An 18,532-nucleotide genomic window follows, 5' to 3' on the forward strand; every position below is an offset into this window, starting at 1 on the left:
ATTTTGAGGGGGTGAAACGGGGTTACTCGGCGGCGCTTTGCCCTGCAACCGGGCGCTCCAGGAACACGTAATTTTTCATGAAACGCTCCAGCGACCACAACTCTGTGGTGGATGTGTTCGGACTTTTAACCTGAACATCGATCCCGCGCAGATTATCCCAGTCGTAAACATCGAGTGAATCCAAAATCCACTTACGGCGCTTGTTCGGGAGCGTGATACGCGGGTTGTCTTGGAATACATCACCCATCTTCCAGTTAATCGGCTTCGCCATGTCGAGGTGGGACACATCAACTGTGCGCACCTCTGGGGCTGCCAAAGATTCCTCCAGGACGCGAATAAGACGCTCTGTAGCGGCTGGGTCTTCTGTGACTGGTAACGACTCGACAACAGATTTAGGGTCGTCAGTGGCCGGGAGGGAGCGATGGAAAGGAACCGCTTCGCTCAGACCGCTTGATAGGTATGTGGATGCGGGCGCCAAATCGGGTGTAACGGCGGCGCCATGCGTATGGCCACGCTCATCCCCCACCACCTCGGTGGTTTCCAGCAGCGGCGCCAGCGACGGACACGCCAGCAGATCCGTAAACGTCTTGTACAGGCCTTGCGCGGGCTCAATCGGCACGCACACATACCCCAGCTCAGCCAGGCAGTCATTCAGCTCGCCCAGCAGTTTAGGGATAGAGCCGGCGCCGACGATCAGCACCCGTTGAGCTTCAATAACGGATGCCTTCGCCTGCGCCAGCTCGCGCATCACCAGATCACTACCACGCACCGCCAATACTTCGCTCATGCCCTACGCCTTATGTTCGGTCGGCCCGAATGGCCGTAGGGACAACTCTAAAGCACTAAAGCGCTTTGACTCATTGGCGGCTTTGCACCGTTTTTAGTGAATGGCTAGGGGCATCATGGCGAACGCCAGCTTTCGCGCTTCTCCGACCTCCGCCCGCATGCCTTCTAAATCTACAAGGCTTTGATAAGCCCGCTCATGCGTCTCCGGCGTGGAGTACGCCACCAGAAAGCTATTGATCAGGCTTTTAAGAAGGCCTGCTGTATCGTGATTTTTGATGATCGACATCACGACAAGCTGTTCAAGTACTACAGCAGGCGTCTGGTTGAAAAAAACCACTCCTAGACGCCCAGCAATATCGGCAAGGCATAAACCAATCTGCTTGCGAACCTCGGCGGGCGTCAGGCGAATGCGCTGGCCATCTTCGAACTTACCGGCGTATTCAAGACGGCGCCCGGCAATTGAACCGTATGGGATGTGATCCAGCTCGCGCAACTTGGCCTCAACGGCCTGAGCTATGTCGGTAGCTTTGTCAGTGCTCATCATGGTTAAGCGGCCTTCTTGTTGTCGCGGCGAATTGAGCTTGGGCGCGTAGAAACATCGCCGTTTTTTGTCAGCGTTGTTTGGTGCGCCTCGACCTTGGCCCGAATCGCTTCAAGCTCTTGCGGGGTGTGCGCCAGCTCTACAACCCCCTGGACGCCTACCGCAAATGAGATATCTCCGGCACCACGCCGCTTGCCATGCAGTCGAACGCGCTGAGCTGTTCCCATGCTCAACTCCACACGCAGCACGGGAGTAGCGACTTTCACGCAGCCCACGGGAAACCACACCACATCACCCACAACAACGTCGGCTGCGGCCTTTTCGGTGAGAGTTTTCATGTAAGCACGCGCAGCCTGGCCACGCCTTGTAAGGAACGATCCAGTGCCATCACAGCGAGGGCATTCGACCAGCGCGCGCATCCCGGTACCCACGCAGTGACTGCATGGGCAGGATTCGAATCGTGGGGCCTGTAATAGGGTCTTTTTCATATCGGTTTTTCTCTGGCGGTTTTAGTAATTTGGGTGACTATCTTGAATTTAAACGGCGTTATTCGTAACGCGGCGGCCCTACCCTTTCGCGGTGGCGGCCTCATCTTGCTCGCGCTGCCATTTGGCTCCGGCCACGAATGCGGCACGCAGCGCATAGCCTGGCCAACATTTCAGGCCTTCAAACACCTCTGCATGCGCCGCCATGGACGTGACGAACTCATAGCCGGCCATTACGGCGGGCAATTCGGGACTATCGGCGGCGATGTCCTGCATGCGCATAACGGGATCGGTAGTTGGGTCGATCAATGCGGGGGTTCCTTGGTAGTGTCAGTCGAAAACATCCATATTCGTGTGTACGCGCTCCCAGTGCAGAATCGTGTAGCGCCCAAATTTCAGCTTGGTGTTGATCGTGCGCTGGCAGTCAGCACTGGTGCGTTCCTCAACCCATAGGTTGATCAGAGGCCGGCCAAGGCCACCACGGAATAGGCGCTGTAACAGGGTGCGCTTGATTGGCTTACTCATGATTTGTTGGTCTCTTTTTCCAGGCAGCGCTTGCACACGTCCTCATAGGTTCCGGCAGCTGTGCGGCGGCGCTTCCAGCCGGCCAGCTTGGCCAGCTCCAAGGCTGAACGGCCAAGACCATCAGCGTTACCGTGCTGAGTACCTTCGCCCTCAACAAAGTCGGAACAAATATCGCAAAAGGTATCGCATTGATAAGACAGGGCCATCGCTATTCGCCCCCGCTGTCACGATAGGCGCCGTAATGCCGCACGCTAGCTGTGCCTTCATGGCCTTTATTGGATCTTGCCAGGATCGCCTCACAGGACGAACAGGCTACGATTTCGGTTTGAAGCTCTTCGTCTGCTACCGAGGCAAACAAATTGTCGTCAATTCCTACCAGGACCAGTCCAGCGCGCTTGACGGAAAGTAGCGCAGCCTCCAGCTTTTTGATCGCTTCCAACTGATTCTTTTTCATGGGCTCACTATGTAATTGTGGGAGGCCAACTGCTCCAGCGCGTACTGGACCGTGTAAGGGGCTGGCCGGAAGGTGTCCGGGTTTTGGCTCAGGTAGTAGCGCATAACTCGCTCACTCAACCCCAAGGCCTTAGCCGCCTCGGCCTGAGTCATGCCACAGGCCGCCACAAGGCTGCGCATGTAGACTGCATCAGGGTTGTGCAGGGAAACGTCTGGCTTGGCGCCATGCAGACTTTTGAAATCCATAATCGAACCTCTGGTTAATAGAAAACCCCCAATCAAGGGGGTTGAACGCCTTGCCACCAGCTACGCGGCTTCGGAATCGTCTGTTACAACGGTGCAATGCTCAAGGCAGACACAACCGCTCTTGCCTTCAAGCCAGATCACGGCAGTGTGCCCGCTGAGCACCTGAGCGGCGCTATTCGACTTGCCACGGAAGGTTTCACCCTCGCCTACAATCTCTTCAAACGATACGGTGGTGCCTTCCGGGTTGGCGGCATTCCACACGTCGCACTGTTTTTGCAACTGAGCCGCTGTTGGGCGCTTGGGTGCTGACATTATTAAATCTCCTTTGATCATTGAATAACTTGGCCAGTGCTTGAGGCGATTGCCACCCGCCCGACCCTCAACTACTGCGGAATAGATGAGACTCAGCCAGGTACTACTGGCAAAGCCCGCACATGGCGGGCTGATGATTAATGGCGGTGGTGCTCTATACAGGCTGTTTCACTATCAAAGACCTTTTCAGCGCCAGCAAGGTTTAGAGTCATGTCGAGCTGCTCGGCCAGCCGAACAAAACCGTTCTTGTTTCCCCTGATCAGCATATGCCCTGCGCACTGGTGGTCGTTCTTCTTGTGGCAGACGAAAGACTCTGTAGCGAGGATTTCACCCATCCGGGGCTCACCAAGCCAGCCTTTTGTGCTGTCCTTGCGAAACGGGCAATCACGGCATGGCCGGCTCATGTTGGGTAATTTCGTCACTTAGCCTCCTGTTTCAGTGTCCACGGCCTTAGCCTTGTACTGACTAAGCCCGCATAGGGCGGGCTTTTGGTCATTTGTAGACAGAGAGCGGATTGAAGGCCGACAGCTTCAAATGGAACTCATTGAAGGGCAGCGCCGGGATCAAAGCGCGATCGACAAAGCCGCCATTCTTGAACTCTTCATAGATCAGCGCGTAGGTGCCGCCTTTCTTGGCGAAACGGCAGTGATAACCGTAGGCGTAAAGCTCTGTTTTCTTGTCCTTGCGAAGTTTGGTTGCTGCCTTCACTTCTGCCTCTGTTGGCTTAACGTCGATTGTTACGGTCATGCTGCGCTCCATCATGTTCTGGTACTGGCTAAGCCCCAGTAAGGGGCTTGTAGTGCCTGCGCTTGTTAGGCGAGCCGGGCGGTTATCTTGCATTTCAGCCCCCAAGGCCCTTGGGCGTGGCGCCAAATTTCACGCGCTTGCTTCATCACATCATTACGATCAATTGCAATTAAATCCTCTGAGCATTCGCGGTCTGTAGCCGTGTAGCACTCGCCGACAACGGTGTAGGTGACGGTGTAGGTTCTGGCTATACGGCGAGCCTTTTTAATTGGGGCCTTGATCGTGGCCACGGCAACAACAGCTGGTTTTGTGCTTGTGGTCAGGTCTACGCCATCGCAGAACACCGGAATCGGATCAGCAACACTTGCTGCCTCGCACTCTTCTTCTGAGCCGTAGAACGCCTCAGCGTTGACGCCGTAGCCATTCAAGAAGACGTAGCACTTTCCGCTGTTGAGTCGACCGATGTTTGCGTTCATGCCGCCTGCTCCGCTATGTGATTGGTGCCGCTTTGTTCGGCATGGCGCCAATATAGGCACATTGTGCCTATGCGTCAAGACTCTTTAGCGTTTTAACGTAAAGAACCTAAAGCACTAATACGCCAAAGCAAAAAAAACCCCAACTAAGGGGCTTTCGTGGGCGCGTAACTGGATTAAAGCCACATGGCGAGCTGGCCCCCGGTGTCGGCGTAGCTGTCCAGGACAGCCCCGTGCGCGGTCAAATCATCGCGCAGTCTCTGCTCAGCGGCTTCGTCGTCCAGATCAATGAAATAGGCATCTTCCACAAGGTCATCGACCTCAGAAGACGACAGCCCAGCCTTTACGGCCGCCCCGATCAGTCGCGAGCATAGGCGGTCATACTTGCTCGATATCGCCATTTGGGGGTGATCCCCTGCGTTGTTCGCCATGAAGAACGAATAGGCAAACCCTTCTGGCGTTACGCTGCGCGCATTCTTTGTAGCCAAGCTGCTGCCGCCGTACATACGGTGCATCTTTGAGCCTTCAACCGGGTAAACGGGGGCCACGGGCAGGTCAGCATTGAAGCGGCCCCAAATCAGCGTCTTCTTGGTGTACGTGTCCCCTACATGGAACGGATCAAACGACAAACGCCAAGGTGGTAGACCGCCCAGGCGCTCGATACGCCCCACCGGGTTCTCAATTGCCCAAATCACTGGTCGGTAATACTCGATCAGCCGCAGGGTCTGGTGCACCAGCTGGACCGATGCAACTGTGCGGCCGTCCACGTCCTTGGCTGCGAAGTGCCGGGCGCCCGAAACGGCAAAGTCAGTGCAGGGGCACGCGGCCAGAATTGCGTAGATATCGAGCCCGTCGAAGTCGCCAAACCAGTCGCTAAAAAAACCAGCGCTGAATTTGTTTACGTCGCCTGTTTCGGGATTCTCTTGAATGTCGAAGCGGTAGACCTGATAGCCGGCCTCTTCCCATGGGCGCGACCATGCTCCGGACTTATCAAACAGTGACAGCACGATCTTGTCGGCATTGCCGCCGGCCACACCTTGCGCAGCGCAGTGATCGCGCCAGCCATCTATGCGCTGGCGTGCTTCTGCTGGCGTCATCCACCCGTGGTTCTTGTGGTATACGCTCGCCTTTTCATTCAAGCGAACCACTTCGCCACCCTGTGGGGCATCGAACAAGTGGTGCACGCGCTCTCCCGGGAGGTTCATCTGGCGCTGCGCCTCGTTGAAGCACTCGACGATTTCCGACAGCTCACGATCATCCACGCCAACGGCCGTATGCTCGGGCGCATAACTCAATGCCGGCGACAAAATTGCGGGATTGCTCATTCACTGATTCCATCTGTTCCGAGGCCCGAATATCGCTGCACGTGTATTGAGAAACCCATTGTGGTGGCCATCTAGCCTTTCTCCGCTCTGAGCTTTGCACCGCTTTGAGTGATACCCGGATCACTCCGGGCGGATTGCTCAGGCGGTTACGATGATCGGAGCGCCAACGAGCTTGCTTCGATAGTTCTGATTTACAAATTTGCCTGCCTTGTGGGTGTCAACAGCCTTTTGGGCGTCCGCCGCCAGCCAGTGCGCCGACAGCACGCTCAGTTTCCCCGCCGCGTCATAGCCGACAACTACTGCCATGTACTGGTTGGAAGTACTGCGGCTGGCTGTGTCGCCGTTCGCGAGGGTTACGGTCAGCTTCTTTGCGGTGCGGGTGACTACTGGGGCGGACAGATCCGCTTCAAGAACCCACTTAGCGCGCAAGCCACGCTTATCTACTTCGCTCTGGAATGCCGGCAGCATTTCGGCGGGCATGCTCTTGCCCAGGGTTTCGATGCGGCAGATGCAATTAAGCAAGGCGATGTCATCCAAAGCAGCGAAATGCTGGGTGACGTAGGCGGCGCCAATTAGTTGATCGAGGTTCATTGTCTTGGTCATGGCTGGTGCTCCGTTGCTGTAGGGCGCCGCTTTGTTCGGCTTGGCGCCAATATAGGCACAACGTGCCTATAGGTCAACGACTTTTTAGCGCTTTAACTCTTTGGCTCTTTTACGTTATGTCGCTAAATATCAAAATGAAGCCCACAAAAAAGCCCGCTCGTGGCGGGCTCCTGGTCATTGGTTATCGGATTAGAACGCGCCAGCCGTAGCCTTGAGTGCGTAATCCCGGAAGGCGTTCGATGCGTCAACAAACAACCCGCTCAGTTGGTCCTCGCCATAGGCCGCATAGATTCGCTCCAGCTCCTTGAGCACATCATTAGGCCGGCCAAGGTCGGTAGTACCGCCGATAATGTTGTCCAGGTAAGACTTAGCCTCTTGTAGGGCGTCTTCTTCGCTGGGGGCTTCTTGGCGGGGCTCAGATACGGCGGCCGGTTGCGGGCTGAACATATCGGTTTGGTCGATGGCAAACACCCCCTCACCAAATTCCTGTTCCAGCTTTCGGTTTGCCGCGCTGACGATATCGGTAAAGCTGGCAGGCTCATCACCAAACAGGCCAGCTGTCTGCTTGCGCACGTTCTCGCTTTCAACGAACTGGGCCATGGCTTTGAACGCGGTACCCATGCGTTTAGCGCTTCGATTATTGGCGCTGATGAACAAGGCCATGGCCGCGACTGCCGGGTCGGTACCGCCGAACATATCGCCCTGACGCAGGAACTCGTCTAAGCCCATGCCAGCCTCTTTAGCCTGGCGCAGTACGTTGGTGGCTCCAATGATCGCGTTAACCGCCTCCTGATTGAGCGATAGCTCTACAGCGTCAGTTACCTGCTCACCAACCTGCTCGCCGCCAATACGATCCTGTTCCTTGGCGCGCATAAAGTCCGGTGCTGCGCTGTTAAGAGCCGAGACGATGTTGGCAATCTCAGGCTTTGCCTGGTCTGCCGTCATTTCAAGTAAACGGTCATCGGCGTAGGCGCCTGCAAATAGAGCGGCTTGCAGGCGACTGATAAGGCCCGACGTAGGCTTACCGTCAGTGGTCAAGTACTGCGCCGCCTCTGCATCCCCCAGCGATTGCAGGAATGCCGCCACAAAGTCACGGTTTGCAGCACTGTTGAGGTCGCCGTCTGCCAGCTTGGCCAGCATGGCACTGTCCAGGCGTTTAGCATCGCTGCGCGCCTTCTCAGTTGCAGTCATGGCCAGCTTGTCGTCTTGGTTCGACTCCACGGCGAACTCCACACGGTTCACGTCGGTTTTACGCACGCGGATCAGCACCGGCGCTTTCATGCGGTTGATCTTGGCCGGGTCGACGGAGAAGTACTCCGCGTTTTCCAGAAGCCACTCACGGTATTCATCGGCTTGGCCAATGCGGTAGGCCTCGCGGATCGCCATGGCGCGACCGTTACCCGACTCAACCACACGGTCAGCACCAACGATAGGAGCGCCACTGTCTGCGCGCTGAGTGCGACCGAGACTGTCCGGGTCAAGGTTGCGTGCGGTTTTCTGTACCCATGCCTGCGAAGTAGTTCGCGCTCGGTCACGCGGCTGGATTTCAGGCGGGTATTCCGGGTTTACCGTGCCATCTGTCTCGTGGCTGATAATAAGCTTACTCGCTTCGATAACCTTGAAGCCTGTCACGACCTTTGTGCCCTTGGCTGTTTTGACAGTGTTTTCGCGCCCTTCTGCTTCGATGATGCCGGCGTCTTCCTCAGCAGCTGGCTCGCCTACAGGCTCAGAACCAGCACCTGGAGCCTTCTCAGCGCGCCATTTTTCAATAAAAGTCAGCGCAGTACTGAGCGCGACGCCTACAGCAGACTCAATGCCGTTTTCGAGGGTGCTCGACCCCATGCTTTCCTGGCCGCTCACACCCGGCTTGAGAATGTAAGCACTCAGCATGCGTCCGCCAGCTGTTGGTCGCAGGCGAATTCCGTACCCATCGGCAGCAATGGCGGTAAACCCGTCCGGATCGATGTCGCTTACGAACTCTTCCGGCACCAAGCGGCGCGCGACCTCATTGAGGGTTTCGGTTTTTAGCTCCGGCACAACTTCGGGTTCCGCTGCGGCGCGCATGTCGGCAATGTTATCGGCGCCCGAAGCAATGACGCGCTCGGCAATGGCAACGCCCTCGGCCTTGCTGGCAGCGGTGGCAAGGTGGGTACTGGCCCAGCTCACGCCCCACTCACCGGTGGTTACATATTTGGTCTTGGCGACTGTCACCGGGCCGGCGGGGCCTTGAAGAATTGCCGGTGACTCATCTACATCCGGCGCTGCGGATGGATCGACAACGCCCGACAGGTCGACGACTTCACCCACGCGAGCCTCATAGTCGTCAGTGTTGAGCAGCTTCGTCATGTACTGCTTGCCGTCTTTGTCGAAATAGACGTTTTCAGAGCCCACGCTGAGCACGGTGGCCATGCCAAGCGCGGCAACGTCGGCGTAATCATCCAGGATGATGCTGGACACGCTCACAGGGACTGGCGCTGCAACAGGCGCCACCGGTGCGGCCTTCTTCTGCTCAAGCCGAGCAGTAAGGTCGAGGATCTGCGCTTCCAGGTTGGTCAGCTCGCCGGTTTTAGCTTTTACCAGGGCCTTTTGCTCATCGAGCGCAGCGGTGCGGGCTGCCTTCCCTTCATTCGCCTTGATGAACTTGGCGCTGTTCTTCTGGATCAGCGCCATGATGCGGCGGGCAACAATGCGCGGATTGATATCCTGACCACTCTCAGGCGCCACCACGGCGGTGATGTCCTTCTTGTTCTGTACCCACTTCCAACTGATCAGCTCGTCGGCTGGGGTGAGCTTATTGGGCGTGCTGTCCGGGTTGTGAAAGAACACCGAAATGCTCTGGCCATCACTCATACCAAACAACATGGCTACCTGAGTAGTGCCCTTACTCTTGAATGGCTTGCTGACCTCAACGCCCACCGGAAGCACTTCACCGCCCGAGTTCTGCATAACTTTGAGAAGCTGGCCAGCCTTGCGCTCAAACTGCTTGTACTCGATCACCATGGCGTCGAGCATTTCGCCGCTGTCGCCCAGGTACTGCGTGATATCGCCCATTGTGGCGCTGTCGAACATCAAGCCGTCGATATCGGCCCGGCGCAGCTCATACAGCAATGCGCCCACAGTCTGGCCTACTGGAAGGTTGTCAGCGCCCCAGCGCGCAAATACGTCAGTCATGCTCAACGCCTCATCTTTCGGGATATTGGGTAAGTCGGGAGATAGGGGCTGGCTTAGATCCCCATGCTTGAGCCAGTGCTTGAACTGATTGATGGTGCAGGCCGCGACACTGCCAAGGCCGGCCCATCCCTTTTCATAGGAGTTCAGGTAAGCGGTACGGGCCTGGTCCTGGTCGATGAAGCCAAGCATTACCTTGTGCTCGTCGAAGGCCCCGCCCTTGGCGTTCTGGTTGATCACGTACACGTTCCGGCTCTCGGGGGCCGGGCCTACGAACACGTCTACAGCGTCACCGTCGGCGCCCTTGGTGCCGTTTACATAGCCGTAGTGCGCCATACAGGTGATCGACCATGGTTTGCCGTCCTGCTTGCCACGGCGAGGCTGAAACATGGGCGTTTCGATGGTGATACGCAGGCCGTACATGCTAAAGCTGCCCTTGGCGTAATTACCGGCCCGGATCTGTGCGGGCGTGGGCTCTGCGCGTGAGCCCGCTCCGTATGCGCCAGCATGTGCCGCGCTTTGGAGTTTGATGAAAACATCGGACATAGAAGCCGCTCCCTTAAAGCAGCCACGATACCGGCCATTTCACCAGGCCCCAGCCGGCGGTTTGCGCCAAATCTCAGGCACAAAAAAGGGCGCCGCGGGGGCACCCTTTGGGATGTAACTACCGCCCTAGAACTCAGGAGCTGGCGCATCGTCGATAAGCTGCCCGATGACTTCGGACACAGTGCAGCGCCTCTTAACGGCGATCAGGCGCAGCTTCTGATCCTGCTCCGCAGTAATGTAGGAGTTAAGGCGCTCTTTTGCTCCCAGTTTGATTACTTTCGGCTTTTGGCTCGGACGGCCCGCCGCGAGGGTGTCGGATGACTTCGCATCTGGGGTCGCACGCGGAGGACGCGGCTTAATGGTTAAATCGTTCACGGGCTTACCTTTAGCGTTAAGACGTTTTCAGCATGATAGTGCATGTAGCACTTTAGCGTCTAATCACAATGCAAGGAACGCCAGCACTTCGTTTTTGAGCGCTCGCAGCTCATGCGCAGCAAGGCCGCCCGGGCGAGTATCCAAAGCAGTACGCCCGGACGTTTGAGAATTCGGGTGGTCTTGACGCTGAACCATGCGGGTTTTGAATACCGGAAAGCCATAGCCAGTGAGGGTTTCAGATATTTTCTTGCTGAGTTTCGTATTCCCGATAACGCGAGATACGACAAATGCCACTTTAACAGGAGGCTCGCCGGCTGCTATCTGGTCATCCTGGTGGTCTTTGATCATGTTCACCATATCGCTGGTTGCCCATACGTCGAGAGGTGACGGCTGTACTGGGATAAGGATCAGATCGGCAACCTTTATCGTTTTCAGCGCCAGATCCGCAGCCTTAGCGGTGCCGTCGATGATCACGATTTCTTCTTTCAGTTTTGGAATTTCACGCTCAAGTGCTGGGCGATCAATAACGTATACCTGCATAGGCTGATCGTCATGCGCCGCAGCCCAATCAAGCAAGCTGCCTTGCGGGTCAGAATCAACAAGTGCCACGTTGTAGCCGTCCAAGCTCAATGCCCGGCCCAGCCCGGTGCAGGTCGTGGTCTTGGTCGATCCGCCTTTCTGATTCATCACCGCGATAACTGTCATGTTCTGCGTCCATCCAATTGATTATTGGCCGGATTCTAGCGCTATTGCGTCATAACGCAATAGGCATTTTACGTCATGGCGCTTTAGCGCTAATTCTCAAACGCTTTGCATGGACGTAAAAAAGCCCCGTCTGGCGGGGCGCTTCGTTCAGCTTTTGCAGGCGCTAGATGGCTGAATTTGAAGCCAGCGATTGGACTGGCTCAGGACAATCAATCATCAAGTCTTTAGGCCATACGCCCTCACTGATCATCTGACATGCCCACTCATGTTCGGCAACGGCTTGAGCGTAATCACTGCCGTCCAGGGCAACCGCCACGATTAGATAGAGCACCAACATAAGCAAACCAGCTGCCCAAATGCCGAGACGTAACCGCTTAAGATCCTGCGCACTCATTGCTCTATTCCTTTTCGTGTTGGGTCTGAACCATCGACGAATTGAAATTATCATTTGATTGTTTATCTTGCAATTAATAAACATCATTTTTATGTATTTACGCGAGGTTTCGTATGTCAGAAGCGCCGGCAGGAATGAAGATAATGGTTTCTATTGGAGGGTTCGGCCCAGCAGGATCAGAGCCTGTAACGCTTATGGCGTTCAAATCAAACGCCCTGGGAACCATGACAGTTTTGAGCAGGATCACGTATAGGGAGTGTCCAGACGAGGGTTTTGCCTTCGTGACCAACCTGAGGTTGAAAACCTTTGACTGCCTGTTCAAAGAGGAACACTTGGCGGACGCGATCACGGGGTACAAGGAGGGGGAGGGGATGGGCACCATCCTGCTGGCGGACGATGTATCGAAGTACCGCCCAAGGATCGAAGTAGACGGCGTGGACACGCAGGGACAGAAGTACCGACTTCACAGCGATATCGGAAACGCAGAGGTTGCGGTGCTGGCGTTGGCGCACTTCATGTCACGCCAGCGCGGTATTGAGTCACTGACACAGATGAGCGACGACATCGCCCGTCTGTATCAAATCACCTCGATTTAGTCCTGAGCTGCGAAAGGCTCGCCGTAAGCGTCATAGCCTGCGTCCTCAAGCGCCGCCCTGCCTTTCGTGGTCAGCATGTAGAGCCCTTCTGCTGTCTCAACCATGCCTAGGGCCAGAAGCTGCGCCAGCGCTTCCTCGTCCTTGATGTCGCTCACGTCCGCCGCCGACACAATGGCGATATTCACCAGCTCCGACAAACCGCCATCCCCGAGGTCAGGGCTCACGCTGTCGAGCATAGCAATGGCGGTGATAAAGGATTTGGCCAAGCTGCGCTCAAGCTGAGCTTGGTCGTGATTGCCTTCGGCTTCGTTGATCGGGGCATTCGCCTCGACCACGCTCAAGGCCTGGTGCAGCTGTGCGATAGCGCCAGCGGTGGCGAGGCTATCCATCATGGTTGGATCGGCCAGGACAATCTCACGCGCCGCCACGTAGGCACCAGATACTGTGAGCACTGCCGAGGCTTCGAATCCAAGGCTGTCGGTCATTGCCTCCAACTGCTGCAGTAGGTCCGCAACGGTCGCTTGGCGTTCGGTAATCTGCGCATCCAGTTGCGCTACACGCTCGGCATACACCTCTGTCTGTTTTGGTGCTGGGGTGCTCATACCCTTAGGCAAGGCAATCGCTTTACGGGCCTGCTTCTTCTGGAAGCCCACCTGGCCAGCTTCCAGTAGGGTCGCGATTTCCCGAACAGCTTTTTCTGAATCGGTCTGATTCTTGAGCGGTGTCAGGGATTTGTTGATCAGCACTTGAAAGATGTCGCCCGTGGTATTCACGCGCAGCACAACCATTTGGCCGCTCGCCACCGTTAACGTCGCCTCGCGGTAAGTGATGCCAGATGTACGTCGTGCTGTTGGATTGAATTCAGTCGTAACCACGGGCTGGCCCGCTCTGATCATGATCTGACTGACTTTCTTGAGTGCCTTGGCAGCGGCCTGAGCATTGGAGAAATCGAGAGTGTTCGTTGCTGGCATGACTGCCCCCATGGATTGGATAACTGGGGGGCATTGTGAGGTGGCCAAAGGACTTACTGCCGACGTGCTTTGCGCCACCTGCGGACAAAAAATCTACGGATAACGGTCAGCGTGTAAAGTCTGTGCTTACACATATTTCTTGCGCAACGTAAAGTCAGGCCTTACATTGTGCAGGCAATGTTCGAAAGGAGAGTGGCCAATGACTACGCACAATCCTCCCCATCCGGGCGAGGCGCTACGCGAAGACGTGTTACCTGATATCAACATGACCGTCACGGCGCTGGCCAAACACATTGGGTATTCCAGGATGCAGTTGTCCACCGTGCTGCATTGTCGTGCGGCGATAAGCCCGGACCTTGCTTGGCGTCTGGAGCTGGCAGGACTGGGCAGCGCGCATGTGTGGCTTGCTCGTCAGTCCGCTTATGACCTATGGCAGGCTCAGCATAAAGCTGTACCAGCCATTACCCGATTGCGTGCGGCATAGGATTGGTTTTGTCGACCCAAGGTGGGTAAGTCATATCCTTTTTACGTTTTAAAGTTTTAAAAAGTTTTATATCTATGTTTTGGCCATTGTGGATAAGCGCTACACACCGCGTCCCGCCTGATCTAGAGCACGATAACAACCCTGTGGATAGGTGGGTGAAATACAAAATGGGGTGGGTGAATTACAAAGAATGGTGGGTGAATTACACGGTTTGGCGTGTGAATTACAAAAATCTAGGGTTTCGGTGTGTGAATTACAAAAAAACGATAAATATCCCCCTGTTTTCGAGGCGTAGAGCCCGCATGGCAAGGCTTCTAGGGTTTTCGATCATCAGAATTTGTAATTCACCCACCCTGCATTCAGTTCACCCTTTACGTGCAAGCAGCAGCGGGAGCGATCATGTCAGTCAGCAATAACCCTGAGGGGATTGCCAATCAACACAATCGGCGCCTTGACGCTATCAAGAGCCGAAAGAAGCCAGAGCGCCAGGGCGACCTTCTTGGCGGTACCGAGCCGAAACCGAAGGTGGCAAAAGCCCCCAAAGCGAAGCCAGCAGTAAAGGCCCCAAAGGCCAAGAGCAAGGATCCGCAGCAGCCTGATTTTTTCGTGCCAATGATTTATGACATTGGCACCCGTGATATTCGTAGCCTGATGGATGTAGCCCCATTTCGGTTGTCGAAAACCAAAAAGCGCGAGAACGACGTTATTCGTTACGAGCTGCCTGACGGCGAGGTTATCGTTTCGTCTGGCATCTACGGCATGGCTTCTGTGTTCGATTATGACCTGGTGCTGATGGCTACCTCCCACCTGACCGAAGGGATGAACCGTTATCGTAGAGGTGACGGGGAGAAGCCTTCACAGGTGTTTCGCCCGCACATTGGTGACGTGATCAAATTCACCAAAAAAACAGAAGGGGGCAATCAACGGGCTGCAGTGGTTGGTGCACTTGAGCGACTGAGCACCACGCATGTCAAGATTCAGCGCACCCGGATGATCAAGGACCGCATGGTTATCACCGATGAAGGGGAGAACCTGATCGGACCATACCGCACCCTAGCAAACGCCAAAAACGGGAATATCGAATACATCGAATTCAAGGTGGCGGATTGGCTCTATAAAGAAATTACCGCCAGCATGAAGCCAGACATACTTGCGGTGCACCCTGATTACTTTGAGAGCGAATCGGGCTACATCCGCTTTATCTACCGACTGGCGAGAAAGGCAGCCGGCAAGGACATGGCTACTTGGGGGTTCGACCTGATTTATCAGCGTAGCGGTAGCGACACCACGTTCAAAGAGTTTTCCAGGAGCCTGCGCAAGGTGATCAAGGAGAACGACGTTCCTGAATATGATCTATCCGAAGAGGCTGGCCAGCGCGGTCCACAGTTGCGAATGGTTTACCGTAAGTCTCTTGATTACCTGAAATAGCGGCTAACAAGGATCTTAAGCGGAGTTTGGTTTACTGGTAGGTGTCCCCGGCGCGGTGCTGGTGTGGTCGTGGAACTGCACGCTGATACCGTCGCTGGTCATATCGCCACCGGTTTGCGTTACTCCGCCCTCAATCGTTACAGCGGCTTTGACGCTCAATGCGGCGGCTATCTCCGCGATTGACTCGGGAGTTAGCACTAGGGACGTACCGCCCACGATCAGAGCGATTTTAGCGCCAGCATTGATCGTGAATGTCTCGTCAGCGTTGATTTCGAAGTGGTCATGGTTCCAGCGACGCATGCCCACCACGTTGCCCGTGTTCGGGTTGCGATAGCCGGTGATGAGCGGCCGGCGCGGATCGCCCGCGATGAACTCAATCCATACGGCGCGCCCCTCGACCAGACGAATCTCAGTGTTTTGCGAGTCATCACCAATCGGGTATTCGATTTCTGCGATAGGCAGCTCGCTGGCGCCATCAGTGAACGGTCGTATCTCAACGCGCACCTCACGACGATCACGGTTTACTTGGCGAATGAAGCCTGGGTGCTTATTACTGGGCATTGATGAGTTTCCCTAACCATAGGCGGCTGCGGCTTTCCTGCGCCCCCTCGTTGCTCTCGAAAGCATGAGCGGCGGTAATTATCACAAGATTCTCCCCGGCCACCCGTATCACGTCACCAGCCTGATACTGCTGGCATATGGTGCTGTCTACGGTCTTACTACGCACCAGAACACAACTGGCGTTCCTGAGCTGGCGCACGTCCGCACGGGGGATGAACTTCACCCGGCGAGCCTGCCCCATATGGCCTAGGACAATGGCGCCGGTGTCGTCGACTGAGTAATACGACGGGATGTCCTGGTGCTGTAGAAACTCGCTTTCTATCTTGGCGCTACTGTCCACTTGCCCGATATCCGCTACAGGCGCTTGCCGGGCCATGTCAGTCAGGCGCATGGCCGTAATGCTGCCATTCCTGAGCACAAGTGCGGCGCCTTCCTCTTGGAGTGCCTGGGCTATCGGGTAACTGGGGGCATGACCCTTGAAACAAGTAAAGCGCGGTACCGCGAAGTCGCTGGCTACCGGCATGTACGCCCCGCACGCTCGATAGATCGCGCCAAGTGTCGTATCGGTCAGGATGGTGGCGCTATTGAGCGGGCGGGCGACTGAGGCACAACGATGCAGCAACGCAGTGACCCTCATGGCCTGCTGCTGGTTCTTTCCCTGGACTTGGCCAAGTGGTTGCTCACGATCAGTTTTGACGATTTCGTAGCGCAGATTTTCGCGGCCAGACCATATTGATGCGCCCGTCTTGAGCTTTTCCTGTACGCCATCGATCAGCTTCACAACAAACTCAACCGAGCGGGGCACCGGCGTCAGGTCTGAGCGCCCTATCCATTTGATAACCACGTCGCCTGGGAGCAAGTCGCCCCCCTCACGCAGGTAGACGTTCACTGGGGATTGTCCGAAGTCGTTGTAGTCGAACTGGCCAGAATGTGGCTACTGGAAAGCTCTAGACCGCTGATGGCGGGGTAGCCAGGCGGATTCTTGTCGGAGCCATCATTAGGGGCGCCAGCAGCCGGGGCATCGAAGAATGGAATCGAACACTTCAGCGTCAGATCAGCTACGAGGATTTTAATGTTCTTCACCCCGTCCGGTTTGACCTCCATCCAGTCCACACGCACTGATTCCAGGGCCTGCGGCATGGACACCTTGTATTGGCCAAACTGATACTCGGCATCGAAATAGCGGTTAGATGGCTCTTTGATGAACGATGACAGTTGCGCAGCTAAGCTCTGCGCAGAACCGCCCTCGCTGGCGATGATCACCATTTGCAAGCGCCGGTCCTGCATAACGTGCTTGTAGCCGTACCACGAACCGCCTTCCTCAATTTGCTGCATGGTGCGGCCAATTTGATCACCGCCCCAATCCGCGCCGGTACCGATAAAGTTTTCATCCATGGCGAAGAGCAGCACCGGAAACAGCGTGGATTTACCGTCCTCACCGTTCTTGTTCTTCTGGTACGCCACGAGCATGGCCTCTGCATCGTCCACCATTCGCGAAGACGCTACCATCACGGCCTGGTTGAACGGCTTGGCCATGAAAGCCTGTACTGCTTTGGTGTCTGCGTAGTCCGCGTAAAGCCCGTCACGCCATCGCTTTAAATACTGGGCGAAACCAATCTTGATCTGGTCAAAACTGCCGTTTAAAGGTCTAGACATAATTTATATCGATCCTAATTAGAAAGAGAAGTTAAAGAATTCAATACTTTTCAATCTCAGCAGCTAACCAATCGGGCGCTACGGGCTTTGTTATATCGTTAGGGAAACCCGCGACTGTCGGCCAGTCACGCAGGTATTTGCGATAGTCTTGAAGTTCTGAATATTTGAAGTCTACTAGCGAGGTAGAGGCTCCAGCTTCTAATTCGTCACGATGACGCTCAATCAACCACTGGCTGGAATTAATTTCATTATCGCGCCAATCCCGTGCAATAGCTTCAAGCTGGACTGCTGTGTACGCTGGGGCCTTGTAATCTGCAATGTCCCCGTATTCACCAGCCAATGCCGAAGCATGGATAAGACGCCCATGCTCTTCAGTATCGTCTGCTGATGCAGTAAACGGAATTTCCCCCATGCCATCAAAGGTCACTTGAAGGGTTATGCACTTACCGTCCGCTGCATATGCAGGTTCGCGAACACTTAAAACCGTAAACATTATGCAACCCTCAAGCAAAGCGTGGTTGAATCCGGGGCGAGTCCGTCCCTGTTTTGTACCATACCCATTACCTGCCATGTCCCAGTCGCAGGGCCGCCACCGTTATATGCGCCAGTATTGGTAAATGCGCAGCTTGCACCAGTAACAAACTGGCCTGGCATAAGTGGGTCGTAACCAGTAGCTACTCCCCCACCAATCACCATGAGTGCGTAAGTACCGATGCCCCCAGCTTTTGCTGTCGATTGCGCCCAAACAGCCCTAGCGACGGCGATGTTGTCAGTCCAGATGCGACCTTGTGGGTCATTGTCAACTTGTGCTGTTAAGTACTCACCATTCCAGCCAATGAACACCTTGTTATTGTATTGGTCTTCACCGCCACCCTGTTGCACGGGGACGTAACCTAGTTTGGGTTCGTATGTTGAAGCCAAGTAGTCGCTTAGGTAGCCACCCCAGGCCGTGCCGAATACGTTGCCCACGGATGTAATAAAGGCCTCGCCAATACTAATGTTACCCGTCGAGATAAGGCGCCCCAATGCATAGATATCGCCGTCAGCCTTGACGTGGCCAGTAAAAAAAGGCGATTGCAGCGGAGCTTTTAAGCTGAGAGCTGTTGTAATTGTGGTCGCGAAGTTCGGGTCATTACCAAGCGCTGTTGCTAA

At 55.5% G+C, this 18,532-nt stretch carries 26 protein-coding genes and 1 pseudogene; 3 read left to right on the plus strand and 24 right to left on the minus strand.

The genetic code is table 11. The features are described 5' to 3' along the window. Positions 1-22: 22 nt before the first annotated feature. The 18 genes from WG29040_RS23470 to WG29040_RS23555 all read right to left on the minus strand — a co-directional run bounded on the left by WG29040_RS23470 (position 23) and on the right by WG29040_RS23555 (position 11,684). Positions 23-787: a hypothetical protein gene (locus WG29040_RS23470; protein ID WP_127197020.1), complete on the minus strand. Its 765-nt coding sequence runs from the start codon at positions 785-787 to the stop codon at positions 23-25. A gap of 93 nt (positions 788-880) precedes the next feature. Beyond that, the gene (locus WG29040_RS23475) at positions 881-1,330 is read right to left on the minus strand and encodes a hypothetical protein (protein WP_127197021.1); all 450 of its coding nucleotides are present in this window, start codon (positions 1,328-1,330) and stop codon (positions 881-883) included. A 2-nt stretch (positions 1,331-1,332) separates the two neighbouring features. Continuing rightward, positions 1,333-1,665: a hypothetical protein gene (locus WG29040_RS23480; RefSeq protein WP_127197022.1), complete on the minus strand. Its 333-nt coding sequence runs from the start codon at positions 1,663-1,665 to the stop codon at positions 1,333-1,335. A 228-nt stretch (positions 1,666-1,893) separates the two neighbouring features. After that, entirely contained in the window at positions 1,894-2,121 is a 228-nt protein-coding gene (locus WG29040_RS23485; protein WP_127197023.1) for a hypothetical protein, read from the minus strand. Positions 2,122-2,142: 21 nt separating this feature from the next. Further along, the gene (locus WG29040_RS23490) at positions 2,143-2,337 is read right to left on the minus strand and encodes a hypothetical protein (protein ID WP_127197024.1); all 195 of its coding nucleotides are present in this window, start codon (positions 2,335-2,337) and stop codon (positions 2,143-2,145) included. After that, positions 2,334-2,543 carry a hypothetical protein gene (locus WG29040_RS23495; protein WP_127197025.1) on the minus strand — a complete coding sequence of 70 codons (210 nt, stop codon included), beginning with the start codon at positions 2,541-2,543 and terminating at the stop codon, positions 2,334-2,336. Before WG29040_RS23495 ends, WG29040_RS23490 begins: the two co-directional genes overlap by 4 nt. Before the next feature lie 2 nt (positions 2,544-2,545). Beyond that, positions 2,546-2,791, minus strand: a complete 246-nt coding sequence (locus WG29040_RS23500) for a hypothetical protein (protein ID WP_127197026.1) — start codon at positions 2,789-2,791, stop codon at positions 2,546-2,548. Next, entirely contained in the window at positions 2,788-3,036 is a 249-nt protein-coding gene (locus WG29040_RS23505; RefSeq protein ID WP_127197027.1) for a helix-turn-helix domain-containing protein, read from the minus strand. Before WG29040_RS23505 ends, WG29040_RS23500 begins: the two co-directional genes overlap by 4 nt. A 60-nt stretch (positions 3,037-3,096) precedes the next feature. After that, a complete protein-coding gene (locus tag WG29040_RS23510; RefSeq protein WP_127197028.1) occupies positions 3,097-3,348 on the minus strand; it encodes a hypothetical protein in 252 nt (83 codons plus the stop codon). 137 nt (positions 3,349-3,485) lie between these two features. Next, positions 3,486-3,770, minus strand: a complete 285-nt coding sequence (locus tag WG29040_RS23515; RefSeq protein ID WP_127197029.1) for a DUF6283 family protein — start codon at positions 3,768-3,770, stop codon at positions 3,486-3,488. A gap of 70 nt (positions 3,771-3,840) precedes the next feature. Next, the gene (locus WG29040_RS23520; protein ID WP_127197030.1) at positions 3,841-4,095 is read right to left on the minus strand and encodes a hypothetical protein; all 255 of its coding nucleotides are present in this window, start codon (positions 4,093-4,095) and stop codon (positions 3,841-3,843) included. Positions 4,096-4,160: 65 nt separating this feature from the next. Continuing rightward, the gene (locus WG29040_RS23525; RefSeq protein ID WP_127197031.1) at positions 4,161-4,571 is read right to left on the minus strand and encodes a hypothetical protein; all 411 of its coding nucleotides are present in this window, start codon (positions 4,569-4,571) and stop codon (positions 4,161-4,163) included. 173 nt (positions 4,572-4,744) lie between these two features. Beyond that, on the minus strand, positions 4,745-5,893 hold the full coding sequence (locus WG29040_RS23530) for a DNA cytosine methyltransferase (RefSeq protein WP_256681570.1): 1,149 nt from the start codon (positions 5,891-5,893) through the stop codon (positions 4,745-4,747). A 138-nt stretch (positions 5,894-6,031) separates the two neighbouring features. Continuing rightward, on the minus strand, positions 6,032-6,496 hold the full coding sequence (locus tag WG29040_RS23535) for a hypothetical protein (RefSeq protein WP_127197032.1): 465 nt from the start codon (positions 6,494-6,496) through the stop codon (positions 6,032-6,034). 189 nt (positions 6,497-6,685) lie between these two features. Continuing rightward, positions 6,686-10,210 carry a hypothetical protein gene (locus WG29040_RS23540; RefSeq protein WP_127197033.1) on the minus strand — a complete coding sequence of 1,175 codons (3,525 nt, stop codon included), beginning with the start codon at positions 10,208-10,210 and terminating at the stop codon, positions 6,686-6,688. Positions 10,211-10,336: 126 nt separating this feature from the next. Continuing rightward, the gene (locus tag WG29040_RS23545; protein ID WP_127197034.1) at positions 10,337-10,585 is read right to left on the minus strand and encodes a hypothetical protein; all 249 of its coding nucleotides are present in this window, start codon (positions 10,583-10,585) and stop codon (positions 10,337-10,339) included. 63 nt (positions 10,586-10,648) lie between these two features. Further along, positions 10,649-11,290 carry a ParA family partition ATPase gene (parA, locus tag WG29040_RS23550; RefSeq protein WP_127197035.1) on the minus strand — a complete coding sequence of 214 codons (642 nt, stop codon included), beginning with the start codon at positions 11,288-11,290 and terminating at the stop codon, positions 10,649-10,651. A gap of 163 nt (positions 11,291-11,453) precedes the next feature. Then, a complete protein-coding gene (locus WG29040_RS23555; protein ID WP_127197036.1) occupies positions 11,454-11,684 on the minus strand; it encodes a hypothetical protein in 231 nt (76 codons plus the stop codon). Between the two features lie 113 nt (positions 11,685-11,797). Here WG29040_RS23555 and WG29040_RS23560 point away from each other — a divergent pair, with 113 nt between their 5' ends. Continuing rightward, positions 11,798-12,280 carry a hypothetical protein gene (locus WG29040_RS23560; RefSeq protein WP_127197037.1) on the plus strand — a complete coding sequence of 161 codons (483 nt, stop codon included), beginning with the start codon at positions 11,798-11,800 and terminating at the stop codon, positions 12,278-12,280. On the opposite strand, the gene WG29040_RS23565 is transcribed toward WG29040_RS23560, so the two are convergent. Further along, a complete protein-coding gene (locus WG29040_RS23565) occupies positions 12,277-13,251 on the minus strand; it encodes a hypothetical protein (protein WP_127197038.1) in 975 nt (324 codons plus the stop codon). The genes WG29040_RS23560 and WG29040_RS23565 overlap by 4 nt on opposite strands. A 199-nt stretch (positions 13,252-13,450) precedes the next feature. Between WG29040_RS23565 and WG29040_RS23570 the strand changes: the two genes are divergently transcribed. Then, positions 13,451-13,735 carry a HigA family addiction module antitoxin gene (locus tag WG29040_RS23570; RefSeq protein WP_127197039.1) on the plus strand — a complete coding sequence of 95 codons (285 nt, stop codon included), beginning with the start codon at positions 13,451-13,453 and terminating at the stop codon, positions 13,733-13,735. Positions 13,736-14,134: 399 nt separating this feature from the next. Next, on the plus strand, positions 14,135-15,163 hold the full coding sequence (locus WG29040_RS23575) for a replication initiator protein A (protein WP_127197040.1): 1,029 nt from the start codon (positions 14,135-14,137) through the stop codon (positions 15,161-15,163). Between the two features lie 15 nt (positions 15,164-15,178). Here WG29040_RS23575 and WG29040_RS23580 read toward each other — a convergent pair whose 3' ends face one another. The 5 genes and pseudogenes from WG29040_RS23580 to WG29040_RS23600 form a co-directional block, all read right to left on the minus strand. Further along, positions 15,179-15,724 (minus strand): hypothetical protein, encoded by a 546-nt coding sequence (locus tag WG29040_RS23580; protein WP_127197041.1) that lies wholly within the window; start codon positions 15,722-15,724, stop codon positions 15,179-15,181. Next, a complete protein-coding gene (locus tag WG29040_RS23585) occupies positions 15,714-16,613 on the minus strand; it encodes a hypothetical protein (RefSeq protein WP_127197042.1) in 900 nt (299 codons plus the stop codon). The genes WG29040_RS23580 and WG29040_RS23585 overlap by 11 nt, the downstream gene beginning before the upstream one ends. Then, complete coding sequence (locus tag WG29040_RS23590; RefSeq protein WP_127197043.1) at positions 16,610-17,380, minus strand: hypothetical protein; 771 nt, start codon at positions 17,378-17,380, stop codon at positions 16,610-16,612. Before WG29040_RS23590 ends, WG29040_RS23585 begins: the two co-directional genes overlap by 4 nt. A gap of 40 nt (positions 17,381-17,420) precedes the next feature. Beyond that, complete coding sequence (locus WG29040_RS23595) at positions 17,421-17,873, minus strand: phage tail assembly chaperone (RefSeq protein ID WP_127197044.1); 453 nt, start codon at positions 17,871-17,873, stop codon at positions 17,421-17,423. Then, a pseudogene (locus WG29040_RS23600) lies at positions 17,873-18,532 on the minus strand (hypothetical protein); the annotation flags it as partial. The gene WG29040_RS23595 and the pseudogene WG29040_RS23600, both read right to left, overlap by 1 nt.

The organism is Pseudomonas sp. PAMC 29040 (assembly GCF_003994535.1).
In the GTDB taxonomy this organism is placed as follows: Bacteria; Pseudomonadota; Gammaproteobacteria; order Pseudomonadales; family Pseudomonadaceae; genus Aquipseudomonas; species Aquipseudomonas paraversuta.